Annotated in this window: 19 protein-coding genes and 1 riboswitch; of the genes, 1 reads left to right on the top strand and 18 read right to left on the bottom strand. The window is 40.9% G+C overall.

All coding sequences use genetic code 11. The features are described 5' to 3' along the window. Positions 1 to 23: 23 nt before the first annotated feature. The 9 genes from ESA94_RS05825 to ESA94_RS05865 all read right to left on the bottom strand — a co-directional run bounded on the left by ESA94_RS05825 (position 24) and on the right by ESA94_RS05865 (position 10,472). Positions 24 to 1,742, bottom strand: coding sequence for a diflavin oxidoreductase (locus ESA94_RS05825; RefSeq protein WP_129129889.1), 1,719 nt, complete (start codon positions 1,740 to 1,742; stop codon positions 24 to 26). A 17-nt stretch (positions 1,743 to 1,759) separates the two neighbouring features. After that, positions 1,760 to 2,569: a uroporphyrinogen-III C-methyltransferase gene (gene cobA / locus ESA94_RS05830; protein WP_129129890.1), complete on the bottom strand. Its 810-nt coding sequence runs from the start codon at positions 2,567 to 2,569 to the stop codon at positions 1,760 to 1,762. 66 nt (positions 2,570 to 2,635) lie between these two features. Beyond that, the gene (locus ESA94_RS05835) at positions 2,636 to 3,877 is read right to left on the bottom strand and encodes a sulfate adenylyltransferase subunit 1 (protein WP_129129891.1); all 1,242 of its coding nucleotides are present in this window, start codon (positions 3,875 to 3,877) and stop codon (positions 2,636 to 2,638) included. 89 nt (positions 3,878 to 3,966) lie between these two features. Further along, positions 3,967 to 4,875: a sulfate adenylyltransferase subunit CysD gene (cysD, locus tag ESA94_RS05840; RefSeq protein ID WP_129129892.1), complete on the bottom strand. Its 909-nt coding sequence runs from the start codon at positions 4,873 to 4,875 to the stop codon at positions 3,967 to 3,969. A 111-nt stretch (positions 4,876 to 4,986) separates the two neighbouring features. Next, on the bottom strand, positions 4,987 to 5,721 hold the full coding sequence (locus ESA94_RS05845) for a phosphoadenylyl-sulfate reductase (protein ID WP_129129893.1): 735 nt from the start codon (positions 5,719 to 5,721) through the stop codon (positions 4,987 to 4,989). Positions 5,722 to 5,723: 2 nt separating this feature from the next. After that, entirely contained in the window at positions 5,724 to 6,986 is a 1,263-nt protein-coding gene (locus ESA94_RS05850; protein WP_129129894.1) for a homoserine dehydrogenase, read from the bottom strand. Between the two features lies 1 nt (position 6,987). Continuing rightward, the gene (locus tag ESA94_RS05855) at positions 6,988 to 8,040 is read right to left on the bottom strand and encodes a homoserine O-acetyltransferase family protein (RefSeq protein WP_129129895.1); all 1,053 of its coding nucleotides are present in this window, start codon (positions 8,038 to 8,040) and stop codon (positions 6,988 to 6,990) included. Between the two features lie 31 nt (positions 8,041 to 8,071). Continuing rightward, the gene (locus ESA94_RS05860; protein WP_129129896.1) at positions 8,072 to 9,394 is read right to left on the bottom strand and encodes an O-acetylhomoserine aminocarboxypropyltransferase/cysteine synthase family protein; all 1,323 of its coding nucleotides are present in this window, start codon (positions 9,392 to 9,394) and stop codon (positions 8,072 to 8,074) included. A gap of 418 nt (positions 9,395 to 9,812) precedes the next feature. Continuing rightward, positions 9,813 to 9,926, bottom strand: a riboswitch (SAM riboswitch). 87 nt (positions 9,927 to 10,013) lie between these two features. Further along, on the bottom strand, positions 10,014 to 10,472 hold the full coding sequence (locus ESA94_RS05865) for a hypothetical protein (RefSeq protein ID WP_129129897.1): 459 nt from the start codon (positions 10,470 to 10,472) through the stop codon (positions 10,014 to 10,016). Positions 10,473 to 10,747: 275 nt separating this feature from the next. Here ESA94_RS05865 and uvrA point away from each other — a divergent pair, with 275 nt between their 5' ends. Beyond that, entirely contained in the window at positions 10,748 to 13,582 is a 2,835-nt protein-coding gene (gene uvrA, locus ESA94_RS05870; RefSeq protein ID WP_129129898.1) for an excinuclease ABC subunit UvrA, read from the top strand. A 522-nt stretch (positions 13,583 to 14,104) separates the two neighbouring features. Here the strand turns inward: uvrA and ESA94_RS05875 are convergent. The 9 genes from ESA94_RS05875 to dnaJ all read right to left on the bottom strand — a co-directional run bounded on the left by ESA94_RS05875 (position 14,105) and on the right by dnaJ (position 22,713). Then, positions 14,105 to 15,097: a hypothetical protein gene (locus ESA94_RS05875; protein ID WP_129129899.1), complete on the bottom strand. Its 993-nt coding sequence runs from the start codon at positions 15,095 to 15,097 to the stop codon at positions 14,105 to 14,107. A 158-nt stretch (positions 15,098 to 15,255) separates the two neighbouring features. Beyond that, a complete protein-coding gene (locus ESA94_RS05880) occupies positions 15,256 to 15,714 on the bottom strand; it encodes a GNAT family N-acetyltransferase (RefSeq protein WP_129129900.1) in 459 nt (152 codons plus the stop codon). A 10-nt stretch (positions 15,715 to 15,724) separates the two neighbouring features. Then, on the bottom strand, positions 15,725 to 16,987 hold the full coding sequence (locus tag ESA94_RS05885; RefSeq protein ID WP_129129901.1) for a replication-associated recombination protein A: 1,263 nt from the start codon (positions 16,985 to 16,987) through the stop codon (positions 15,725 to 15,727). A 55-nt stretch (positions 16,988 to 17,042) separates the two neighbouring features. Continuing rightward, positions 17,043 to 17,885, bottom strand: coding sequence for an alpha/beta hydrolase (locus ESA94_RS05890; protein ID WP_164972659.1), 843 nt, complete (start codon positions 17,883 to 17,885; stop codon positions 17,043 to 17,045). A gap of 66 nt (positions 17,886 to 17,951) precedes the next feature. Next, a complete protein-coding gene (locus ESA94_RS05895; RefSeq protein ID WP_129129903.1) occupies positions 17,952 to 18,452 on the bottom strand; it encodes a hypothetical protein in 501 nt (166 codons plus the stop codon). Between the two features lie 10 nt (positions 18,453 to 18,462). After that, complete coding sequence (locus ESA94_RS05900) at positions 18,463 to 18,981, bottom strand: hypothetical protein (RefSeq protein WP_129129904.1); 519 nt, start codon at positions 18,979 to 18,981, stop codon at positions 18,463 to 18,465. 9 nt (positions 18,982 to 18,990) lie between these two features. Continuing rightward, entirely contained in the window at positions 18,991 to 20,835 is a 1,845-nt protein-coding gene (gene aspS, locus ESA94_RS05905; protein WP_129129905.1) for an aspartate--tRNA ligase, read from the bottom strand. A 125-nt stretch (positions 20,836 to 20,960) separates the two neighbouring features. After that, positions 20,961 to 21,410: a hypothetical protein gene (locus tag ESA94_RS05910; protein WP_205755911.1), complete on the bottom strand. Its 450-nt coding sequence runs from the start codon at positions 21,408 to 21,410 to the stop codon at positions 20,961 to 20,963. 136 nt (positions 21,411 to 21,546) lie between these two features. Further along, entirely contained in the window at positions 21,547 to 22,713 is a 1,167-nt protein-coding gene (dnaJ, locus tag ESA94_RS05915) for a molecular chaperone DnaJ (RefSeq protein WP_205755912.1), read from the bottom strand. Positions 22,714 to 22,725 lie beyond the last annotated feature (12 nt).

Below are 22,725 nucleotides of genomic sequence, written 5' to 3' on the forward strand. Positions count from 1 at the left end.
CACTCATTATTCATCACTCATCATCAATACACATCCTTCTCGTAACGGCCTTCTTTCTTCAGTTGTTCGAGATAAGCTTTTGCTTCTTCTTCTGTTTTCTTTCCTTCGGTTGAAATGATATTGAGCAAGCTTGCTTCTACATCTTTACTCATCGGGTCTTTTGTTCCGCTGATATATACCGAAGCACCGGCATCTATCCAGCTATACAACTCTGCTGCTTTCTGCTGCATGCGATGTTGTACATAAATTTTCTCCTGCTGATCTCTGGAGAAAGCAAGATCGATTTTCGTTAACACACCTGTCTGTACAAAATTTTGTATTTCGGTTTGATACAAAAAGTCGGTTACAAAATGTTGCTCACCAAAGAAGAACCAGTTACGGCCATTTGCACCTGTAGCATCACGTTCCGATAAGAAAGAACGGAAAGGTGCAACACCTGTACCGGGGCCAATCATGATCACATCTTTATCGGCTGCAGGAAGTTTAAAGTTTTTATCCTTGTGTACGTAGAATGTAAGCGGTGAACCAACCGGAAGATCGCCGAGGAATTCACTGCACAATCCAAAACGTTGCTCATCCTGCGAAAGAAATGCATCTTTTGCTACCGTGATATGAATCTCGTTTTCACCATGTGCAGCAGGTGATGATGCAACCGAATACAAACGGGGTGCAATCGGCATTAATATTTTTACCACATCTTCAAACTGATCTGCATCTTTTACAGGATAGATACGCAAGAGATCAACAAGGTCCATTCTTGTATCAGGAATTTCCTGCTGCGTAAGTGTTGCATATTTTTTTACAGTTGAAGAAAGCAGGTAGCAGATATTGAGATTATGCAACAACAGATCTTTTACTGTTCCTTCTGCCTTTGCTGTTACAATTATTTTATCTGCAGCAATACCTGTAAGTGAAAGAATGCGATCAACTACTTCCGGACGATTGCCCGGCACAATTCCAATGGTATCGCCCGGTTCGTATGCAATCGGTTCGTCGGTACCAATTTCAATATGAAAGGTAGCTTTATTCGATCCACGATCGTTGAGATTAACATTGGTAAGAACAGTACCGTGATAATGCTTTTTACCAACTGGCTTTTTTGCAGCCGGTGCAGCCGCAACTTCTGCAGGAGCAGCAGTTGTTTTTTGCTCCAACACCTGCAATACTTTTTCAAACCATGCAGTTGCATCTTCTTCATAATCCACATCGCACTTTTGCACGGGCACCACTTCTGTTGCACCAAAGGCTTTGAAGCGAGCATCCACATCTTCGCCTGTTTTGCAAAACATCGGGTACGATGAATCGCCCAGTGCCAATACACTATATTTTAAGTTTGGAAGCTTCAGTTCATTTTCATGAATATAATCGTAAAACTTTTTTGCAGGGATCGGTGGTTCACCTTCGCCCTGTGTACTGATCACCACAAAAAAGTATTCTTCTTTTGGCAGATCGGTAATACGGTATTGACTTACATCGGCAAGTTTTACCTGCACGCCTTTTTTCTTAGCAATTGCTGCCAGGTTTGTAGCCAGCTTTTTAGAATTGCCCGTTTCTGTACCAAATACCAATGTCAATTTTTTTGCAGCAACTGATGCATGTGCAGCAGTTGACGTTGCTCCGTTTCCATTGGGTTTTTCTTTTGCTACAAGTCCAGACAAATAACCATTCACCCAAATTAATTCTTCGGCTGAATAGTCTTTTAAGAAAGCATGTAATTCTTTTAATCTTGCTTCGCCAATCATTTTTTTTCTGATTTCTTTTATTTAACCGTCACTAATTCATTAAATACAGAGCCTGTTTTGTTTGCTGCATACCAATCAAACTGTTCGTGCAGTTTCACTACATCACCAATAATTACCAGCGATGGTGAACTGAATTGTACAGCTGCAAAATCGCTCTTCACATTTGTAAGTGTTGAAACATGCACACGTTGATGTTCTGTTGTAGCCTGCTCAATAACTGCTAATGCTGTATGTGGTTTCTTTGTGTGACGAAGAAACAACTCAGCCAAACCTTCGAGATTACGTGCAGCCATGTAAAACACCAGTGTATCGGATGACGATGCCCATGCTTTCCATTGCTCACGTGTATAAAAACTGCAGGGATTAAACGTGATGAACTGCACTGCTTTTGCATAACCTCTTGCAGTAAGCGGAATGCCTGCATAAGCCGACGCTCCGGATGCAGCCGTAATACCGGGAATAATTTCAAACGGAATATTTGCTTCGCTCAAACTTTGCAACTCATCGAGCACATTGCTGAAGAAAGCAACATCACCACCTTTTAAACGCAAAACTGTTTTTCCGTTTTGTGCATGACCAACGAGCAGTTTATTAATATCTTCCTGTGCAACCGAACCATCGTGATAACCTTGTTTACCTGTCATGAGCACCAATGCATCAGGACGTGCATACAGATCGGTTATCTCCGGATTTACCAACCGATCAACAAAAATTACATCTGCTTCTGCTAAACGCTTTTGCAGTTTGATGGTAATAAGCTCAGCATCGCCGGGACCGGCCCCTGCGATGATCACTTTACCTGGTGTTTGATTGCGTTCGTTTGACATATTTCTTCTCCTTATTATCCTACTCTGCAAGTAGGGTTTAGTTGCATAAAAAAACCTTTCGGTTTTTTATTTTATTAAAACAGCAGCTACTGTGCTGTTGCTTGTTTCGTCAATCAATACAGCACTTCCGTTTTCGCTGAGTTTATCGTACGAATCGAAAACCAATGGTGATGCAGTTTTAATCACTGCTTTCACCACTTCGTTCAGCTTTACGTTTCCTTCAACAGGTTGTTGCTGTAAACTGTTTACATCGAGCTTGTACTCCACCTGCTTAACAACAGAACGCACTAAACGGCTGCCATGCTGTAAGTAATATTTATTTCCGGGAATCAATGCTTTATCGTCCATCCAGCAAAGGATCACATCCAGCTCATTGCTTACCTGCGGAAGATTATCCGATTTTACAATAGAATCGCCACGGCTGATGTCGATATCATCTGCCAATTGAATGGTTACGCTTTGCGGAGCAAATACTTCATCAACTGATTTACCGGCTGCTTCCAATGTGCTGATAGTTGTTTCAATACCCGCAGGCAGCACGGTTACTTTATCGCCTACTTTATAGGTACCGCTTGTTACAGTTCCTGCATAACCACGATAGTCGTGCAGATCTTCTGTTTGCGGACGAATAACGAGTTGCACCTGGAAACGTGGATCAGTTAAATTGATGTCATGATCAATTTCTACTGTTTCCAAAAACTCCAGCAATGGTTTGCCTTCGTACCAGGTAATTGTTTCTGACTTATCTACAATGTTATCGCCATTCAATGCACTGATGGGGATATAGGTTACATCGTTCAAACCTAATTGCTTTGCTACCTCGTTGTATTCAATGAGAATGTTGTTGTACACATCCTGCGAATATTCAACAAGGTCCATTTTGTTTACAGCAACAACCACGTGCTTTATCTTCAGCAAGGAAGCAATGATAGAGTGGCGACGTGTTTGTTCAACAACACCTTGTCTTGCATCAATTAAAATAATGATGAGGTTGGCGTTGCTTGCACCTGTGATCATATTTCTTGTGTACTGCACATGACCGGGCGCATCGGCAATAATAAACTTACGTTTTGGTGTGGTGAAATAACGGTAAGCCACATCAATGGTAATACCTTGCTCACGCTCTGCACGCAAACCATCTGTTAACAACGCAAGATCAACAGAACCATCAGCTCTGTTCTTGGTTGATTTTTCCAACGCCTCCAGCTGATCGATGAGAATATTTTTGCTATCGTACAGCAAGCGACCAATGAGGGTACTCTTACCATCATCTACACTGCCTGCTGTTATGAAACGTAATAAATCCATTTTATCTAAATAAGTTTAAAATCAAAAATTGTGAATGGCCAATAGTGAATTGTGAATAAGCAATAATCATTGACTATTCACCATTCACCTTAGAAATATCCGTTCTTCTTTCTGTCTTCCATTGCTGCTTCAGTTACCTTATCATCAATACGTGTTTCACCACGTTCGCTGATGCGTGTTGCAATGATTTCTTCAATTACTTCATCTAAGTTGGTAGCACTTGATTCAACCGCTGCAGTACAGGTCATATCACCAACGGTACGGTAGCGAACACGTTTGGTGATGATCGTATCATCTGCAGATGGTTGTACAAACTCACTCATTGCAACCAACTGTCCATCGTGTACAATCACTTCACGGTCGTGTGCGAAATAGATTGAAGGCAGATCGATCTTTTCTTTGCGGATATAATTCCAGATGTCTAATTCTGTCCAGTTGCTGATGGGGAATACACGAACGTTTTCGCCTTTGTGTACACGGCCGTTGTAGATATTCCATAATTCAGGACGTTGCAGCTTGGGGTTCCACTGACCAAACTCATCACGTACCGAGAAGATGCGTTCTTTTGCACGGGCTTTCTCTTCATCTCTGCGGGCACCACCAATACATGCATCAAATGCAAACTCTTCAATGGTATCGAGGAGTGTATACGTTTGTAACCAGTTGCGGCTTGGGAATTTTCCTTTCGGCTCGGTTAAGCTGCGTTGCTTAATAGTATCTTCTACTTTACGAACTACCAGTGTTGCACCTACTTCGTTTGCCAGCCAGTCACGAAACTCCAATGCTTCGGGAAAGTTGTGGCCTGTATCAACATGTACTAAAGGGAAAGGAATTTTTCCGGGGGCAAATGCTTTTTTGGCAAGATGAACCATTACGATGGAATCCTTTCCACCACTGAATAAAAGGGCCGGTTTCTCAAACTGCGCCGCCACTTCACGAAAAATGTGAATGCTCTCAGCCTCTAATTGCTGTAAATAATCTAAATGATATTGACTCATGATCGCTTTATTAACCTACTTAGTAAGTAGGGTTTTATAATGCAAATATAATACTCAAAGTGCCTAACACTTGTTTTTAATCAGGTTTAATTACGCAAACATTTGCGCAAATCAGGATTTGGTAGTTTGTTCTACATCTGTATGCACATGCAACCCGCATTCTTTGTTGCTTTTATCTTCCCACCACCAGCGGCCGGCACGGAAATCTTCGCCGGGGCGGATGGCTCTTGTACAGGGAGCGCAACCGATACTTACAAAACCTTTATCGTGTAACACGTTGTAGGGAACATGATTTTCACGGATGAACTGGTTCAGTTCTTCCCATGTCCAGTGTAATATGGGGTGAAATTTGATGATCTGATTGCTTTCGTCCCACTCCAGCTGTGTTGTTTGCTGACGATCGGGACTTTGCTCTGCACGCAAGCCGGTAATCCAGATCTGTTTTCCTTTTAATGCACGTTTTAACGGCTCAACTTTACGAATGCCGCAACATTGCTTACGGTTATCGGTTGATTCGTAAAATGCATTAGGTCCTTTTTCCGTAACATATTGCTGTAACGCTTCTGCATTTGGATAATAGGCATGAATAGGTTGATTGTATGCTTCCAGTGTTGAACGCCAGGTGCTGTATGTTTCGGTGAACATACGACCGGTGTCTAAGGTAAACACATCAACAGGCAACTGCTGGTTGAAGATAAGATGACTGATAGCCTGATCTTCCAAACCAAAGCTGGTTGAAAAAACGATGCTGCCTTTAAAACGTTCGCTGAGTAATTGAAGAGCCGCTGCAGGGCTTTTATCCTGCAGCAGACTTTCCAGTTCGGTTATCTGTTGTTGTAAACTCATGATTAATTAATGTTTAAACCGGCCAGTTCAAGACTCTTTTTTTTCAATTTGCGGATCTCTACATCTTCAATGATCGGTTCGGGACTCAAAATTAAAGAGGTTCCGTTTTCACGCCACCAATTGTTTTGCTTCAGTTCGTTTGCATGTACTACACCTACCAAATATTTACGATCGCTTTCAGCATGCCATTCTTCGATCCATTCCAATTTTTCTTTTGGAATAAAATCCCAGTCATCAAAGCTGAGATAAACTTTCAGGTAGTAGTCGGTTGTAAGTTCGTTTGGCTGGTGATAATACAACTTCTTGTATTCGTATTTGTAATCGTAACGCAAAGCAGAAATATCGCTCAACACAGCCGATGCTGTGGGGAACGAACCTGCTCCTTTACCATAGAAGAATTGCTTATCAGCAAATGAACTTTCTACAACAGCTCCATTGTATTCGTTCTTTACAAAACTTAAATGATCGTCGTGCTTAACAAACTGCGGCAATACAAATGCAGCCACTTTGCCATTCTGTAATTTCTTTGCCTGGCCTACCAAACGGATCTCCAGGTTCTTTTCACGGCCAACAGTTGCATCTGCACCTTGTATATTTTGAATACCGGTGAACAACACATCTTCCACTTTCGATACCACACCATATGCATGCAGTAACAGGATCACCCATTTGTTAACCGCATCCCATCCATCCACATCCAATGTAGGATCTGCTTCTGCAAAACCTAACTGCTGTGCCTGTAACAATGCCTGTTTGAAATCGAGTTTCTCCTCAAACATTTTTGTAAGGATGTAATTGGTACTTCCGTTTACAATACCACGAATACCGTGCAGCAAATCGTTATCGTAATACTCTTCAAGATTGCGGATAACAGGAATAGAAGCACAAGCCGAAGCTTCGTATAAAAATGAAAGACCGGTTTCTGTTTGCAACTTCAATAACTCAGGCAAATGTTCAGCAATCATTTTCTTGCTTGCACTTACTACTTCTTTACCGTTCTTCAACGCTGTTGATACAATATAAAAAGCCGGTTCGCTTTCGTTGATCACTTCCACCACTACATTGATCTCAGGATCGTTCAAAATCACATCCCTGTCTGTTGTAAACAACTCATCGGGTGCATTACGCTTTTTGTTTGCATTCTTGATACATACTTTCTTAATGCGTGCATTCAATGATTCGGTTTGATGTAACACTTTGTATAAACCCTCACCTACAACGCCAAAGCCAAAAAGGCCAATTACTAACTGCTTATCGTTTGACATATTATTTAATTAACTGTTTCTTTAAATCTGTTTTCTGTGTTTGTTGTAAAAAGTTGTTGATGGCTTTATTGATCTGATCGTATTCCAGCAGAAATCCATCATGCCCGTAAAAAGATTCAATGCTTTTGAAAGTAGCACCGCTGATGGTGTTTGCTAAAAACTGTTGTTCACTGATGGGGAACAGCAGATCGTTGCTGATGCCAATGACCAATGTACGGGCTGTAATTTCTTTCAACGCCAGTTCAATAGAAGCACGGCTGCGGCCAACATTGTGCGAATCCATTCCCTTACCAAGAAAATAATAGCTGAATGCATTGTAACGTTTCACCAGTTTATCGCCCTGGTAACGTTGATACGATTCAGCTTTAAAATCTTCGAGCACATCATTTGTTTCTTCGATCTGGCTGATGCCGTATGCATCATAATGACGGTACGAAAGCAATGCAATGCTGCGAGCTGCTTTTAAACCAGCCTGCCCTGCGTCTGCACTTTTATTCTTCCAGGTAACATCGGCTTCAATAGCCAATCGTTGCGATGCATTAAAGGCAACACCCCATGCAGAGTGGTACGCATTTGTTGCAATAGGAATAATGTGTTCGAACAGTTGCGGTTCTTCAATAGCCCATTCGAGCAACTGCTGTCCACCCATGCTGCCACCAATACCGATGTGTATTTTTTCAATACCCAATTCTTTGCGCAATGGATCGTAAGCACGAATCATATCCCTTGTAGTAAACCAGGGAAATTCGTGATAGTAAGGTTCGTTTGTTAATGGATCTATATCCAACGGACCAATACTTCCATATGCACTGCCGGGCATGTTCACACAAACAATAAAATACTTTGCCGGATCAAATAACTTTCCTTCGCCTACCAAACCATCCCACCATTCCGATGGATCGCTGTTGGCTGTAAGTGCATGAAAGATCCATACTGCATTGCTCTTTGTTTCATTCAATTCACCAAAAGTGGTATAAGCTAAATGATATTGATTGAGCAATGCACCCGACTCCAGCCTGAATGGTTTGTTATATGTAAAAACTTTTGTTGACATTACCGTTCTATCGTTATTCTTTATTCTTTTTTTATCCTACCAATTCCTTTTCTGCAATTTTTTGAAATGCCTGTTCCAGATCTGCTTTAATATCATCGATGTGTTCAATGCCCACACTGATGCGTACAAGATTCGGGTCTACACCTGCAGCTACTTGTTCTGCTTCGCTCAACTGCTCGTGTGTTGTACTTGCAGGATGAATAGCGAGTGTTTTTGCATCGCCCACATTCGCCAAATGACTTACAAGTTTTAATGAGTTGATGAATTTTGCAGCGCTTTCTTTTCCGCCTTTAATTGCTACCTGCAGTATACCACCGAAACCGTTGGTTAAATATTTCTTCGCCAGTTCGTGATAAGGATTGCTCTTTAAACCGGGATACAATACATATTCAACTGAAGGGTGTTGCTCCAGCCATTGTGCAAGTTCTAATGCATTGTCAACATGACGTTGTACACGAAGCGACAATGTTTCCAAACCCTGAATGAGTAAGAAAGAGTTGAACGGACTTTGTGAAGCACCATAATCACGCAGGCCTTCTACACGTGCACGAATGATGAATGCAATGTTTGGTAAACCAAGCGGATTGCCTTCACCAAACACATCCCAGAATTTTAATCCATGATAACCTTCACTTGGTTCAGTAAACTGCGGAAACTTACCATTGCCCCAATTGTAATTACCACCATCAATAATAACACCGCCGATAGTTGTACCATGTCCACCGATCCATTTTGTTGCGCTTTCCACAACAATGTTGGCTCCATGTTCTAACGGACGGAACAAATAACCACCTGCACCAAATGTATTATCAACCACCAATGGCAAATCGTATTCTTTTGCCAAGGCAGCAAACTTTTCAAAGTCGGGAATATTTAACCGGGGATTACCAATTGTTTCAAGGTAAATCGCTTTTGTATTTTTATCGATGAGTTTTGCAAAGCTTTCAACATCATCACCATCAGCAAAGCGTGCTTCAATACCCAAACGTTTAAACGAAACTTTAAACTGGTTGTAAGTACCACCATATAAATAAGAAGTAGTAATAAAATTATCACCCGCCTGGAGAATGTTACTGAGTGCAAGAAACTGTGCCGCTTGTCCGCTGCCTGTTGCCAATGCAGCTACCCCACCTTCTAATGCTGCAATGCGTTGTTCAAACACATCGGTGGTAGGATTCATGATACGGGTATAGATATTGCCAAATGCTCTTAAACCAAAAAGGTTAGCCGCATGTTCGCTGTTATCGAAACCATACGAAGTTGTTTGGTAAATAGGTACTGCACGTGATTTTGTTGTAGGGTCGATTTGCTGACCTGCATGCAATTGCAAGGTTTCAAAACGTAAAGTGCTCATGGTTGAAATAATTTAAATGATGTAAAAAAATTGGACAGAAAAAAAGAAAGAAACCTATGGGATACCTCCCCGTTAAGGGGTCGGAAATGATATGTATGCCTTACGGCATACAACAAATACAACAACACTGCATGCATGCAGCAAAAGAAGAGTTTGTGTAATTGTTGTTGTACATAAATGAAGAATGCGTTACAAAAGTAACAGGCTTGTTTTGTTTATACAAATCTGAGTTTGTAAAAGTTTTGTCAATGCTGTTGTAAACAACTGTTCGTTTCATACTGCTTTCTTTTAATGTTTGTTCTTGTTGGTATCGAAGAAAGCAGGTTACCGGCGGGCTTTTCTGTAAAACAAAAAAGCTCATCCGATAAGATCAGATGAGCTTTTGCTATGTAAGTGAACATTGTTAAGCTTTGAATCTGACTTATCTACCCACATTGCTGTGGATGGAATTGGCACCTGTTCTGTCAACTTTCGTTGAGAGAGGTTGCCAAGGCTTCATCGGGCCATTACCCTCTGCCTTTCTTGATAAGTAGTCCCGCTTTAGGCGGGATTTATAAAGAACTGGCGCAAAAGTAGGCAGAAAAAGAGGTATCTGCCAAATTTCTTTCACTAACGGTTGTTAAAGCACAGGGTTTGCTTCACGTACCAGAATCAATGCAGCTAATACTGATGGAATCATTGCACGCAGGTGAGCTTTGCGTTCTGTTTCTGTACTGTAAACGGGTTTAATACTTGCCCGCAGCTGACGATCGGGAACAGCTTCATTTTCCAGCACCACTTCAATGCCATCACCTTCTTCAATACGAAAACGGAACTGATCGTGTTGTTCAGTTGTTGCCGAACCTTTGATCATTTGTTCATCATCGTACTGAATTTTTCCGAGGTTGTGTCCATATTCATTCCGTACAAACTGGAACAACTTATTAAACATGCGTTTGCCAATGAAAATACTTCTTCTTATCATACCGCTTTCCAAACGAAAACTTTCCGTAGCCGGACTCAGTTTTACTGTAAAACGATGCTCATCTCTGCCATCGTTAAAAATCATTGGAACCTCGTTGTAAACTGCTATGCCCATATGTGTAAGTTTTAAAAATGGCGAATCGATCGTACCATTAAGTTAATTGTTAGTTCTGCAAACGTAAACCTCCTGAAGGCTTAATTTTCCACATAACAATTATTTAATAAAGCGTTCATTTCAATCCCGTTCGGTATTGAACGAATACAAAATCTGTTCCGTACTTACCCAAATTCCTGAAAACCATTCAAAGAGATTTTCAAAAACCTAATAACTTTAGTAAACAATTTCACGGTAAATTCGCTTTCCAATCGTAAAAAAGGCAGGAAAACATTATGAGTGAAGAAATGCATGAGTACATCGATGTTTCAGGGGCAAGGGTACATAACCTGAAAAATATTGATGTACAGATACCCAAAAACAAACTGGTGGTTATTACCGGTATCAGCGGCAGCGGTAAATCATCGCTGGCATTTGATACTATTTATGCTGAAGGGCAACGTCGTTACATGGAAACCTTTGGTGCCTATGCCCGCCAGTTTGTAGGCGATATGGAGCGCCCCGATGTTGATAAGATCACCGGCCTTTCTCCTGTTATTTCCATTGAACAAAAAACCACCAATAAAAACCCACGTTCAACAGTTGGTACCATTACCGAAGTGTACGATTTTCTGCGTTTGTTGTTTGCACGTGCAAGCGAAGCGTATTCGTACAACACCGGAAAAAAAATGGTGAAGTGGAGCGAAGAAGAAATTGTTGAGAATATTTACAATCGTTTCGATGGACAAAAAGTTTCGTTACTGGCGCCGTTGGTAAGAGGCCGTAAAGGCCATTACCGTGAACTGTTTGAAGACATCCGTAAGAAAGGTTTTGTAAAAGTGCGTGTTGATGGAGAGATTGTTGATCTTACTCCAAAGATGCAGGTTGACCGTTATAAGATCCACGATATTGAAGTAGTAGTTGATCGTTTAAAAGTGAGTGATGATTTTCGTGTGCGCATCAGCCAGAGTGTACAACAAACATTAAGGCTTGGAAAAGATCTGATGTTCATCGATACTGAAAAGAATGGCCTTGTGTCTTACTCCAAACAATTAATGTGTGAAGACACAGGACTTAGTTATGAAGAACCATCACCCAATGCGTTTTCCTTTAACTCACCTTATGGTGCATGCCCTACCTGTAAAGGTTTGGGCAATGTGTACACTATCGAAATGGAATCCATCATTCCCGATGGAAAACTCACTGTTAAAGAAGGCGGTATTGCTCCGCTTGGTGGCGAGCGTGATGCAAGTGTGTACCAACAGGTGACTGCGTTTGCAAAGAAATACAAGATCAAATTAGATGTGCCTGTTGAAAAACTTTCAAAAGAACATCTTGACCTGTTATTATATGGCGATAAGAATATTAATCCTTCACTTGAAATTGATGTAAATGATGACACAGTACCGCAGGAATACACCGGCAGTTACGAAGGAATTATTCCGATGCTCAAACGCTGGTTTTCTTCGACACACAGTACCGAGAATCTGCGTGAATGGGTTGCCGGATTTACCACATTAAAAACATGCAGCAGTTGTAACGGTGCACGTTTACGCAAGGAAAGTCTTTGGTTTAAAATTAACGACCGCAATATTGCTGAACTGAGCGAACAAAACCTCGACAATCTTGCTGCATGGTTCGATGGTTTGGAATTGCGCATCAGCAACAAACAGGCAACCATTGCAAAAGATGTATTGAAAGAGATAAGAGAGCGTTTGCAGTTTTTGTTAGATGTTGGCTTAACCTATCTCACCTTAAACCGCTCCAGCCGAACATTGAGCGGAGGTGAAAGTCAGCGTATACGTTTGGCAACACAGATCGGTTCGCAACTGCAGGGCATCACATATATTTTAGATGAACCAAGTATTGGTTTGCATCAACGAGATAATCATCGGTTGATTGAAGCGTTGAAAAATCTGCGTGATGTAGGCAACAGTGTATTGGTAGTAGAACACGATAAAGATATTATGCTTGCTGCCGATCACTTGATTGATGTTGGGCCGCAGGCAGGAAAACATGGTGGTCAGATTGTATCGGCAGGAACACCGAACGATGTTTTGCAATCGAAAAGTGAAACAGCACAATACCTGAATGGCGGTAAAACAATTGCTGTTCCGAAAGAGCGTCGTAAAGGCAATGGAAAGTTTATTGAACTGAAAGGCGCAAACGGCAACAACCTGAATAACGTAAGCACCAAATTTCCTTTGGGTAAACTGATCGTTGTTACAGGCGTAAGCGGCAGCGGCAAGAGCACACTCATTAATGAAACGCTCTACCCTATCCTCAGTAAATATTGTTACGATTCAAAAACCAATCCCATGCCTTACAAAAGCATTAAAGGATTGGAGCATATTGATAAAGTGATTGAGATTGATCAATCGCCCATTGGACGTACACCTAGAAGCAACCCTGCAACCTATTGCGGTTTCTTTACTGAGATAAGAACATTGTTTGCTGCAGTACCCGAAGCAAAGATCAGAGGTTACAATGCAGGGCGTTTTTCGTTCAACGTAAAAACAGGCCGTTGCGATGTTTGCGAAGGTGGTGGTATGCGTGTGATTGAAATGAATTTTCTGCCCGATGTTTATGTGCATTGCGAAAAGTGTAATGGCAAACGTTACAACCGGGAAACATTAGAGATCCGTTACAAAGGAAAATCGATTGCTGATGTGTTGGATATGACGGTGGAAGAAGCAGTTGAGTTTTTCCAGGCAGTTCCTTATCTCTACAGAAAAATTAAAGTGCTGGAAGATGTCGGGCTCGGTTACATAACACTCGGGCAAAGTGCTGTTACCTTAAGCGGTGGTGAAGCACAGCGTGTAAAATTATCAACTGAGCTTGCGAAGAAAGATACCGGTAAAACATTTTATATTCTTGATGAACCAACAACCGGTTTGCATTTCCAGGACATTCAGCATTTGCTTGAAGTGTTGAATAAATTAACAGACAGAGGTAATAGTGTTTTGGTAATTGAACACAACATGGATGTAATTAAAGTGGCAGACCACATTATCGATCTTGGCCCGGAAGGTGGTGATGGTGGCGGACAGATTTTATTCGAAGGCACGCCTGAAGAACTTATCAACTGCAAACAAAGTCACACCGGTCGTTTCCTTAAAACCGAATTATAATTCGCCTGTAAAATAAAAGCCCCCCAGACCAATGGGGGGCAACAGGATAGAGTACGGACCAAGAGAAACAAAGTAAAGCATGGTGAAATAAATATCAGTCACTGGTTCTCTCTTCTTAGATTTTCACAGGATTGGAAAACATAGAAATAGGTCTCAGACTAACGTTTACTGCATACTTTACTCAAATAATTGATACTAGTCCTGGTTTACACACGTGGAATTAAGAAATAAGCAAAGCATGGTGAAATAAATATCGGTCTACAGTTCTCTTATCAGATTTTCACAGGATTGGAAAAATAGAGAATAGGGTACGGACTAACGTTTATTGCATACTTTGCTTAAGAAGTTTACAGATATAATTTTTTCTTGAAAATGTAGAGTATTACGTACAGGGAAATTAGACCAACACGTAATAACCAAATTGTCAATTCGGGGTTGGCAGTTAATATTCTTTCCTTTGTTTTTGGAAATTGAGTTTTCATTTTTTAGGAATTTGGGTATGGATTGAAGGATATTGTTACGCTAAAAATATTGCGGACATTTCATTGAGTTTTTATTTCGGAACCAATCGGCATATACATCGCCTATTTTCCAGGTTAAACGAAATGTGCTTGAAAAATATGAATCATTTTTATCGGGGTTACCACGTTTCTTACCTATACGATAAGGAGTATAGCCTGGTATGCCCGGATAAAATGAACTTGGATTAGCAAGATATTTTGCCTGTGTTGCCTGAGCAGGTGAAAGATATTGATCGAACAAAGCAGGATCGATATACTTTGTACTCACATCATCTATATAATCACTGCCTGTTTTTCTGTGGATCAATTCAATACCAAAAGTTATGCGTTCAGTAATATCATATTTAATACCAACGCCCATTGGAATAACATAAGTAAACGTGCTGTATTCGGGAACACCTGTTTCTGCCATTCCTTGTCCTTCAAGACGAAGAGGTTTCAGATCAACCCATGATTCATTACCGGCAGCATCTCTGTATAAACCTTGTGGTTTAAAGTTTATACCGCCTACTCCAATAATTCCGTAGGGACGAAAACGAGGAAGACCTGAACCATTTTTTAAACTGATAAATGCAGTAGGATATAATTCGATACCAACATAAGCTTCGTAAAGTGGAGAACGGAATGTGAGATTTCTAAACTTTCTTGAACCTTCCCATGTATCGGCAGGTTGCTTTTGTTTAATTAACCTGTCATCACCTTCCATCTGGCCAAGATTAAATGCTCCACGGAAACCCAACCATTCTGAAGGATAATAGGAAGCAGAAATACCTCCGATCATATTGGTCATTGGTACGTTATTATCTTTGGGACCAATTGTTCCTTTGCCACGGTTACCACCGAGGTCGCCAAGGAAATTCATGGGGCCAACATTTAATCCGATTTCGAAACGGGAATTTGCAGTAGAGAGACCAATCTGTGCACTAACCGTGTTAGTGGAAAAGATCATCAACAATAAAGCGTACAGGGAGACTTGTAGTGTACGTCTTTTCATAGAATTGGATATTTGGTTTTTCTTGTATTGGATACGACAAGGCAATATTAGATAACAAATTTTGAAGAACAAAATTTTTTGATTCAGAAATACATGTAAACCCTTGTCCAGCATAGGTTTTAAGCAGTTTTACTTATGGTGTTTCGTAAAATTACCTATTAGTTTTCAAATTTCCGAACCATTTCTATGTGTTCAATATTATCTTCCAGATATATTTCGCTTGTTTGTACAAATCCTAAAGATGAATAGAATTTCAGCAGGTAATACTGCGCTCCTATTTTGATGGGCAAATTGCCAAAAAGCTGTTTACATTGTTCAATTGCATTCTCCATTAAAATTCTTCCTGTGCCTGTGCCCCTTGCTGCCGGGTTGGTGAGCACTCTGCCAATGGAAGGTTCGTTGTACGAAACACCAGGCGGTAACAGGCGTACATAAGCCATCAGCATCCCCTCTTCGTTACGGCCCATGTAATGCCAGCCTTTCTGATCTTTATAATCTGCATCTTGGTAAACACAGTTTTGTTCTACCACAAACACTTCGTTACGTAACCACATAATATCATATAACTCGTATGGCGTTAACGCTTCAAACTTTTTTAATGTCCAGTTCATCTTCATGGCAATAAGTCTAGTAGTTATATTTTTCTTTCCAGAGTTGTTTTAAAAACCGGCGCAGTTCTTCTTCTCTTGCATTTTTACCGGGGTCGTAAAATTTTGTTCCGGTAAGTTTCTCAGGAAGAAATTCCTGCAATGCAAAATTATTTTCATAATCGTGTGCGTACTGATATCCTTTGCCGTAATCCATATTCTTCATCAACTTTGTTGGCGCATTGCGAATGTGTAAAGGAACAGACAGGTCGCCATATTGCTGCACTGCCGCCAATGCATTATTAATAGCTACATAAGATGCATTACTTTTTGGCGATGACGCCAGGTAAACAGTGCATTGCGATAAAATAATTCTTGATTCAGGATAACCGATCTTATTCACAGCTTCAAACGTTGCGTTGGCTAATAACAACGCATTGGGATTTGCATTGCCGATATCTTCACTTGCCAATATGAGTAAACGCCGTGCAATAAACTTCACATCTTCTCCTCCTTCGATCATACGTGCAAGCCAGTAAACAGCGGCGTTAGGATCGCTGCCACGAATAGATTTGATAAAAGCTGAAATAATATCGTAATGCTGTTCGCCACTTTTATCGTACAAAGCCATTTTTTGCTGAACAGTATTCAGCACCAATTCATCTGTTATCACTAATTTATCAGATACATTGGATGCGTCAGAAACAATCTCTAATAAATTGAGCAGCTTTCTTGCATCGCCACCACTTAAACGGATCAACGATTCTGTTTCCTTCAGCTCAATCGTTCTTGTCTTCAACAATTCATCTTCCTGTATCGCTTTCTGCAGCAACTGCACCAGATCTTTTTCTTCCAATGCTTTTAATACAAACACCTGGCAACGACTCAACAAGGCACTGTTTACTTCAAACGAAGGATTTTCTGTTGTTGCACCAATTAATGTAATGATTCCTTTTTCAACAGCACCGAGCAATGCATCTTGCTGGCCTTTGTTGAAACGATGAATTTCATCAATAAACAAAATGGCTTTTGCTTCCTGCTTCGCCTGTTCAATTACTTCACGTACATCTTTTACGCCGCTGCTGATAGCACTAAGTTGAAAATAACTTGCATCAACAGAATGTGCTATGATATTGGCGATCGTTGTTTTACCAACGCCGGGAGGTCCCCACAAAATCATACTTGGTATGTTGCCACTGGCAATTGCTTTTTGCAAAATACCACCTGTACCGGAAAGGTGTTGCTGACCTACAAGATCGGCAAGTTTATTTGGACGTAAACGTTCGGCTAAAGGCTCTTGCATAGCGGCAAGTTATTGCAATTCTGCAAACAGGAAAAGAAGGCTTTTACAAAACAGATCAGGGATTGTATTGTTTGATGAATGTTTCCACTTTTAAAAATGCGTCTGTATAAACAGCCGAAGTCCAATCGCCATGACCTGCACCCGGATATAACACATATTGATTAGGCACTGAAACACTGTTCAGTTTATCGTGAAGGATTGATGATTGTGAAGCTGCAACAACAACATCATTACTTCCGTGCAGTAACAAGGTGGGAGAAGCCCCTGCTACAACAAAATTATATGGAGATGATTGCTGATAAATTGCAGAGTTTGACGTAGGCGTACCTCCTGTTACACCGGCAAGTAATAATGGAATTAAAGGATTCGGCGGATTATTATACATCTGCACCAATTCTGTTGGGCCGAAAAAAGAAACCACTGCTTTTATTTTTACTGGAGAACTGTACTTGTACGTATGCAGCAAAGCAAGATGTGCGCCTGCACTTGCGCCTAGCAGAGCGAAATGATTTGAGATTCCGTATTCAGTTTGCTTATTGAAAATAAACTCCACCGCTGCTTTTACATCGTTCTCCTGTGCAGGAAATATATTCTGTCCATTTGCTGCCAACCGGTAACTGATGTTGCAGATAGCATAATCGGGCATACGGCGTTGAAGTGTATCTACAACCGCATTCAGGTCGCTCCGGCTTCCTTCTGTCCAACCTCCTCCATGTATTAATATCAAAACAGGTGTTGTGGCTGTGTTTCTGTTTGCAGGCAGATAAATATCCATTGCCTGTCTTACATCTGTACCATACTTTACTTTGAGCATTGTTTTTGCAGCACCAGCATCATCTTTCTTTTTGCAGGAACCGAATGTTAGCATTGCAAATAAGCAAACAAGTATTGTACGCATACAAAACATTTGCTTTAGAAACGAAAAAGAAAAGAAAGGATTGTGTTAACCAGCTTTGAAACCTTGTTAACTTTTTGGCTGATCATCGAAAATTGCTGCATACTGTTTCAGATAGCGGAAGGTTGCAGAAATATGATAGCTTAAAAAGATGGCATAGATAAGCAGGAACCACATGGCAACCTGCATTATTTTTATAAACAACCCAGTAGAGATGGGCGATTTTGTTTGTTGTGCTGCAGTAAATTCATTTATGGCGGTAGTAAGTGCAGAAGGATCGACAATAACCACCAGCGATTGAACAATATTCATTACAGCAAACACAATTGACACATACGCATTCACTTTGATAAAATCACGCAGTTTGTTTTTAAGTTTTTGTTTGCCATCAATCCCATTGTGTAAAAACAAAAAACTTGCAACAGAATACAATACTACTGCTACCACAACAAATACACTTATCAATAGCGCAGGATTTGCAAGTGCAATAAGTAATGTAAACAATGCCGCAATGCCAAGAATAACGGCAACTACTAATAGAAAATAAGAAACGATGCGATAAAAACCCATAAGTCGTTTTTTAAAGTAAATCCGATGTTTCAACTAAAGAATCACGATAATTCTTTCGAATCTCTTTTATCAGTCGAAACCCATTTACCTGCGTGTAAACTAAAGACGAAATTTTAATTAGAACAAAAGCAAAAAAAAGTAATACAGGAAATAAATCTTCAGACATTTCAAACTCTGATACAATCGGTTCGATTGTAAAAAAAAGATCTATAAAATTGTATAGCCAAGCCAAATAGACAACTATACCAAAAACAGATAAATACGCAAGAATTAAAAAAATGTATTGAATTCTTATCGACAATGCCCTAGATGGATAATACAGCCTGACTAACCTAAATACAGTTATAACAAGAAGTATGTCTGAAATAACAAACAACCACTTCAGGTACACTAAATAATTTTCAGGTATCGTTCCAGAATAAACGGTATAACCTGTGATCAATAAAATCTCAATAACACTTAAAATGAGCGTAATAATTGCGAAGAACCGTAATTGACGCACTCTTTTTGAAACTACTAAATCGCTCATAATTGGACTTTACTTCAAATCCAGCTTTATCTGCAATTCATCAAACTGTTTGTTGCCAATTTCACTTGGTGCATCCAGCATTACATCTCTTCCTGAGTTGTTTTTCGGGAAGGCAATAAAATCACGAATGCTTTCGCTACCGCCAAGAATTGAACACAAACGATCGAAACCGAATGCAATACCACCATGCGGCGGTGCACCATATTCAAATGCACCTAACAGGAATCCGAATTTGTGTTGCTGCTCTTCTGCATCCATCCCCAACGCTGCAAACATTTTTTCCTGCAGCTCACGTTGATAGATACGGATAGACCCGCCACCAATTTCATTTCCGTTCAACACCATATCATAAGCATTGGCTTTGATGTTGGCATAAGGATGCTCCAGGTATTTATCGAGATCATCAACTTTTGGATTGTTGTTGATCATTGTTTCAATATGCGATGGCTTTGGACTGGTGAACGGATGATGTCTTGCTACCCAACGGCCTGCGCCACCACCATCCTGGTCTTCCAATGCAAATTCAAACAAAGGAAAATCAAGCACCCACAATAATTTAAACTCATCTTCTTTTCGCAAGCCCAAACGTTTCCCCATTTCCAAACGCAGTTCACTTGTTGCTTTACGTGTACGTTCTTCTGCACCTGCAAGGATCAAAACAAGATCACCTGCTTTTGCATTGGCCGCATCCGCAATGGCTTTTAATTTTTCTTCGCTGTAAAATTTATCGACGCTGCTTTTATAAGTACCATCTGCATTGCACTTGATGAACACCAAACCTTTCATGCCGATCTGCGGACGTTTCACCCACTCTGTTATTTCATCAGTTTGCTTGCGTGTGTATTCACTGCAACCGGGCACCGCAATTGCCAGCACGGTTTCAGCGTCATCAAACACTTTAAAATCCACACCATCAATTAATGCACTTTGACTTTCTTTTGTTGGGAATGTGTGAGCAGGAAACTTGATGTTGCACACCTTCATACCAAAACGAATATCAGGCTTGTCGTTTCCGTATTGCCACATGGCTTCTTCCCATGTCATGCGTTCAACAGCTTCGGTATAATCAATGTTCTTAACTTCTTTGAAGATGGATTTGATCATTCCTTCAAACATGTTGAGAATATCTTCCTGCTCTACAAATGCCATTTCACAATCGATCTGTGTAAACTCCGGCTGACGATCGGCACGCAGATCCTCATCACGAAAACATTTCACCACCTGATAGTAACGATCGTAACCACTTACCATCAACAACTGTTTAAATGTTTGTGGCGATTGTGGTAATGCATAAAACTGTCCGGGATTCATTCGTGAAGGAACCACAAAATCTCTTGCACCTTCAGGAGTAGATTTAATTAAGAACGGTGTTTCAATATCCATAAAACCATTGCCATGCAGGTAATTTCTTGCAGCACGGTTTACAGCATAACGCAATTCAAGATTTCTTTTCACTGCATTACGACGCAGATCGAGGAATCGGTATTTCATACGCAGATCATCGCCACCATCTGTATCGTCCTGGATGGTGAAAGGAGGAACTGCAGATTTATTCAGGATCTTAAATTCTGAAACAAGCAATTCAATATCACCTGTGGCAATGTTGGGATTTTTATTACTGCGTTCGTTAACAGTACCTGTTGCCTGCAATACAAACTCACGACCAATCGGATTTTCATCCAACACTTTATTCAGTTCTTCACCAAATAATAGCTGAGTAATGCCGTAGCGATCACGCAGATCAACAAACGTAATGCTTCCGAACTTACGAACAGTTTGCACCCAGCCTGCAAGGGTTACAGTTGTGCCGGCATGATTACTTCTTAATTCGCCACAAGTATGAGAACGATACATAACTAAATTTAAAATTGAAGGTTGAAAGTGAAAAGTAGGACAAGTCAATACTTAACAGCTTCAACATAAACGGTTTGCTAAGGAGCGCAAAGATAACTATTGAGCGGTAACTGGCCGAAGCAGATTCAAGCTGATTTTTCTTTTGGTTGGTGACTGCGTTCTTTATTCAATACTTCCTCCGTTTGTGCGATATTTCTTTCTCTGAAATTTCGATTGGTGTAGTAAAGAATATAATACACTGCAAGTATCAAAAGCCCGGCACCGAATGGGATGAGCGCCATTCTCCGTAGCCCCATCGGTCCTTCATCCCAGCCATAAAACTCGCCGATCATCCAGGTGCAGTTGGCAATAATCCAAAATACTACAGCCAGGTTGTGCACCAGTTCGGAAATGATCTTACGTGTTTGCCATGCAATGATCACAGCTGCAAGCACGGTGGGAATGATCATGATCATTCCTAAAAAACGGAAGTTCAATGCCCAGCAAGTGTCTTTGATCAACCATAAAAGAATATGCAGGTTTTCAATACGACGGAAACGTGCCGGAATTGAATAGATAGGATTGTTGTTGCTCATGTTTGCGAAAAGATTGGGAAGGCATAAAAATAAGGAATGAATGGGTGAGTCACCCGCTGTATTCCGGGGTGGCTCACCCGCAAAAAAAGAGGCGAGTATTAAATACTCGCCTCTTACTATTTTCTACTAACTCATTTTAGCTAAACATCTCTCTCACCCGTTCAAAGAAACCCTTCTCTCCTTTTTCAGGTTTGGGTTGAAAGTTTTGGCTCTGCTGCAATTTCTCCAGCACCGCTTTTTCATCCGATGTTAAATGCTGGGGTGTCCACACATTTACATATATCAACTGATCGCCTTTTTCATAACTCTGTACCGCAGGAAAACCTTTGCCTTTCAATCGGAATACTTTACCGCTTTGCGTGCCCGGTGGAATTTTGATTTTTGCACGACCATCGATGGTGGGCACTTCGGCCTGAATACCAAAAACCGCATCAGGGAAAGAAATATGCAGATCATACGCCACATTCAATCCATCACGGTGCAATTGTGGGTGTGCTTCTTCTTCGATCAAAACAATGAGATCACCGGCAGGACCTCCACGCTCTCCTGTATTACCACGACCACTTACATTCAACTGCATACCTTCCTGTACACCTGCAGGAATATCAATTGTGATATTTTCTTCACCATACACACGGCCTTCGCCTTTACATGCAGTGCATTTATTTGCAATAGTTGAACCTTCCCCATTACAGGTTGGACAGGTTGTTACTGTTTGCATCTGTCCGAGGAAAGTATTTTGTACCCGTCTTACCTGGCCGCTGCCACCACAGGTACCGCAGGTTTGCATACTGCTTTTATCTTTTGCACCGGTGCTGCCACAAGTATTGCAGCCTACATATTTTTTTACTTTGATTGTTTTGCTGGCGCCTTTTGCAATTTCCTCGTAATTGAGTTTAATGCGCACACGCAGATTGCTTCCACGAACACCTCTTGTTTTACCACCACCTCTGCGTTGACCGCCACCGCCAAAGAAACTTCCGAACGGACTGTCATCGCCAAAAATATCACCGAACTGGCTGAAGATATCATCCATGTTCATGTGATGACCGCCACCGCCAAAGCCACCACGTCCATTACCGCTTACACCCGCATGTCCGTAACGATCGTACTGGGCTTTTTTATCTGCATCGCTTAAAATCTCGTAAGCCTCTGCCGCTTCTTTGAATTTCTCTTCAGCTTCTTTGTTTCCCGGGTTACGGTCGGGGTGAAATTGCATGGCCACTTTGCGATAAGCTTTTTTGATCTCATCGGCAGAAGCGCCTTTGGCTACACCCAATATTTCGTAAAAATCTCTCTTCATAATGTGAGAATT

It is taken from the genome of Lacibacter luteus (genome assembly GCF_004118265.1).
Lineage (GTDB): Bacteria > Bacteroidota > Bacteroidia > Chitinophagales > Chitinophagaceae > Lacibacter > Lacibacter luteus.

What these genes read in the sequence shown, in the direction of transcription:
- ESA94_RS05825 (WP_129129889.1), bottom strand. Translation starts at nt 1,742, where the DNA reads ATGATTGGCGAAGCAAGATTAAAAGAATTACATGCTTTCTTAAAAGAC.
- cobA (WP_129129890.1), bottom strand. Translation starts at nt 2,569, where the DNA reads ATGTCAAACGAACGCAATCAAACACCAGGTAAAGTGATCATCGCAGGG.
- ESA94_RS05835 (WP_129129891.1), bottom strand. Translation starts at nt 3,877, where the DNA reads ATGGATTTATTACGTTTCATAACAGCAGGCAGTGTAGATGATGGTAAG.
- cysD (WP_129129892.1), bottom strand. Translation starts at nt 4,875, where the DNA reads ATGAGTCAATATCATTTAGATTATTTACAGCAATTAGAGGCTGAGAGC.
- ESA94_RS05845 (WP_129129893.1), bottom strand. Translation starts at nt 5,721, where the DNA reads ATGAGTTTACAACAACAGATAACCGAACTGGAAAGTCTGCTGCAGGAT.
- ESA94_RS05850 (WP_129129894.1), bottom strand. Translation starts at nt 6,986, where the DNA reads ATGTCAAACGATAAGCAGTTAGTAATTGGCCTTTTTGGCTTTGGCGTT.
- ESA94_RS05855 (WP_129129895.1), bottom strand. Translation starts at nt 8,040, where the DNA reads ATGTCAACAAAAGTTTTTACATATAACAAACCATTCAGGCTGGAGTCG.
- ESA94_RS05860 (WP_129129896.1), bottom strand. Translation starts at nt 9,394, where the DNA reads ATGAGCACTTTACGTTTTGAAACCTTGCAATTGCATGCAGGTCAGCAA.
- ESA94_RS05865 (WP_129129897.1), bottom strand. Translation starts at nt 10,472, where the DNA reads ATGGGCATAGCAGTTTACAACGAGGTTCCAATGATTTTTAACGATGGC.
- uvrA (WP_129129898.1), top strand. Translation starts at nt 10,748, where the DNA reads ATGAGTGAAGAAATGCATGAGTACATCGATGTTTCAGGGGCAAGGGTA.
- ESA94_RS05875 (WP_129129899.1), bottom strand. Translation starts at nt 15,097, where the DNA reads ATGAAAAGACGTACACTACAAGTCTCCCTGTACGCTTTATTGTTGATG.
- ESA94_RS05880 (WP_129129900.1), bottom strand. Translation starts at nt 15,714, where the DNA reads ATGAAGATGAACTGGACATTAAAAAAGTTTGAAGCGTTAACGCCATAC.
- ESA94_RS05885 (WP_129129901.1), bottom strand. Translation starts at nt 16,987, where the DNA reads ATGCAAGAGCCTTTAGCCGAACGTTTACGTCCAAATAAACTTGCCGAT.
- ESA94_RS05890 (WP_164972659.1), bottom strand. Translation starts at nt 17,885, where the DNA reads ATGCGTACAATACTTGTTTGCTTATTTGCAATGCTAACATTCGGTTCC.
- ESA94_RS05895 (WP_129129903.1), bottom strand. Translation starts at nt 18,452, where the DNA reads ATGGGTTTTTATCGCATCGTTTCTTATTTTCTATTAGTAGTTGCCGTT.
- ESA94_RS05900 (WP_129129904.1), bottom strand. Translation starts at nt 18,981, where the DNA reads ATGAGCGATTTAGTAGTTTCAAAAAGAGTGCGTCAATTACGGTTCTTC.
- aspS (WP_129129905.1), bottom strand. Translation starts at nt 20,835, where the DNA reads ATGTATCGTTCTCATACTTGTGGCGAATTAAGAAGTAATCATGCCGGC.
- ESA94_RS05910 (WP_205755911.1), bottom strand. Translation starts at nt 21,410, where the DNA reads ATGAGCAACAACAATCCTATCTATTCAATTCCGGCACGTTTCCGTCGT.
- dnaJ (WP_205755912.1), bottom strand. Translation starts at nt 22,713, where the DNA reads ATGAAGAGAGATTTTTACGAAATATTGGGTGTAGCCAAAGGCGCTTCT.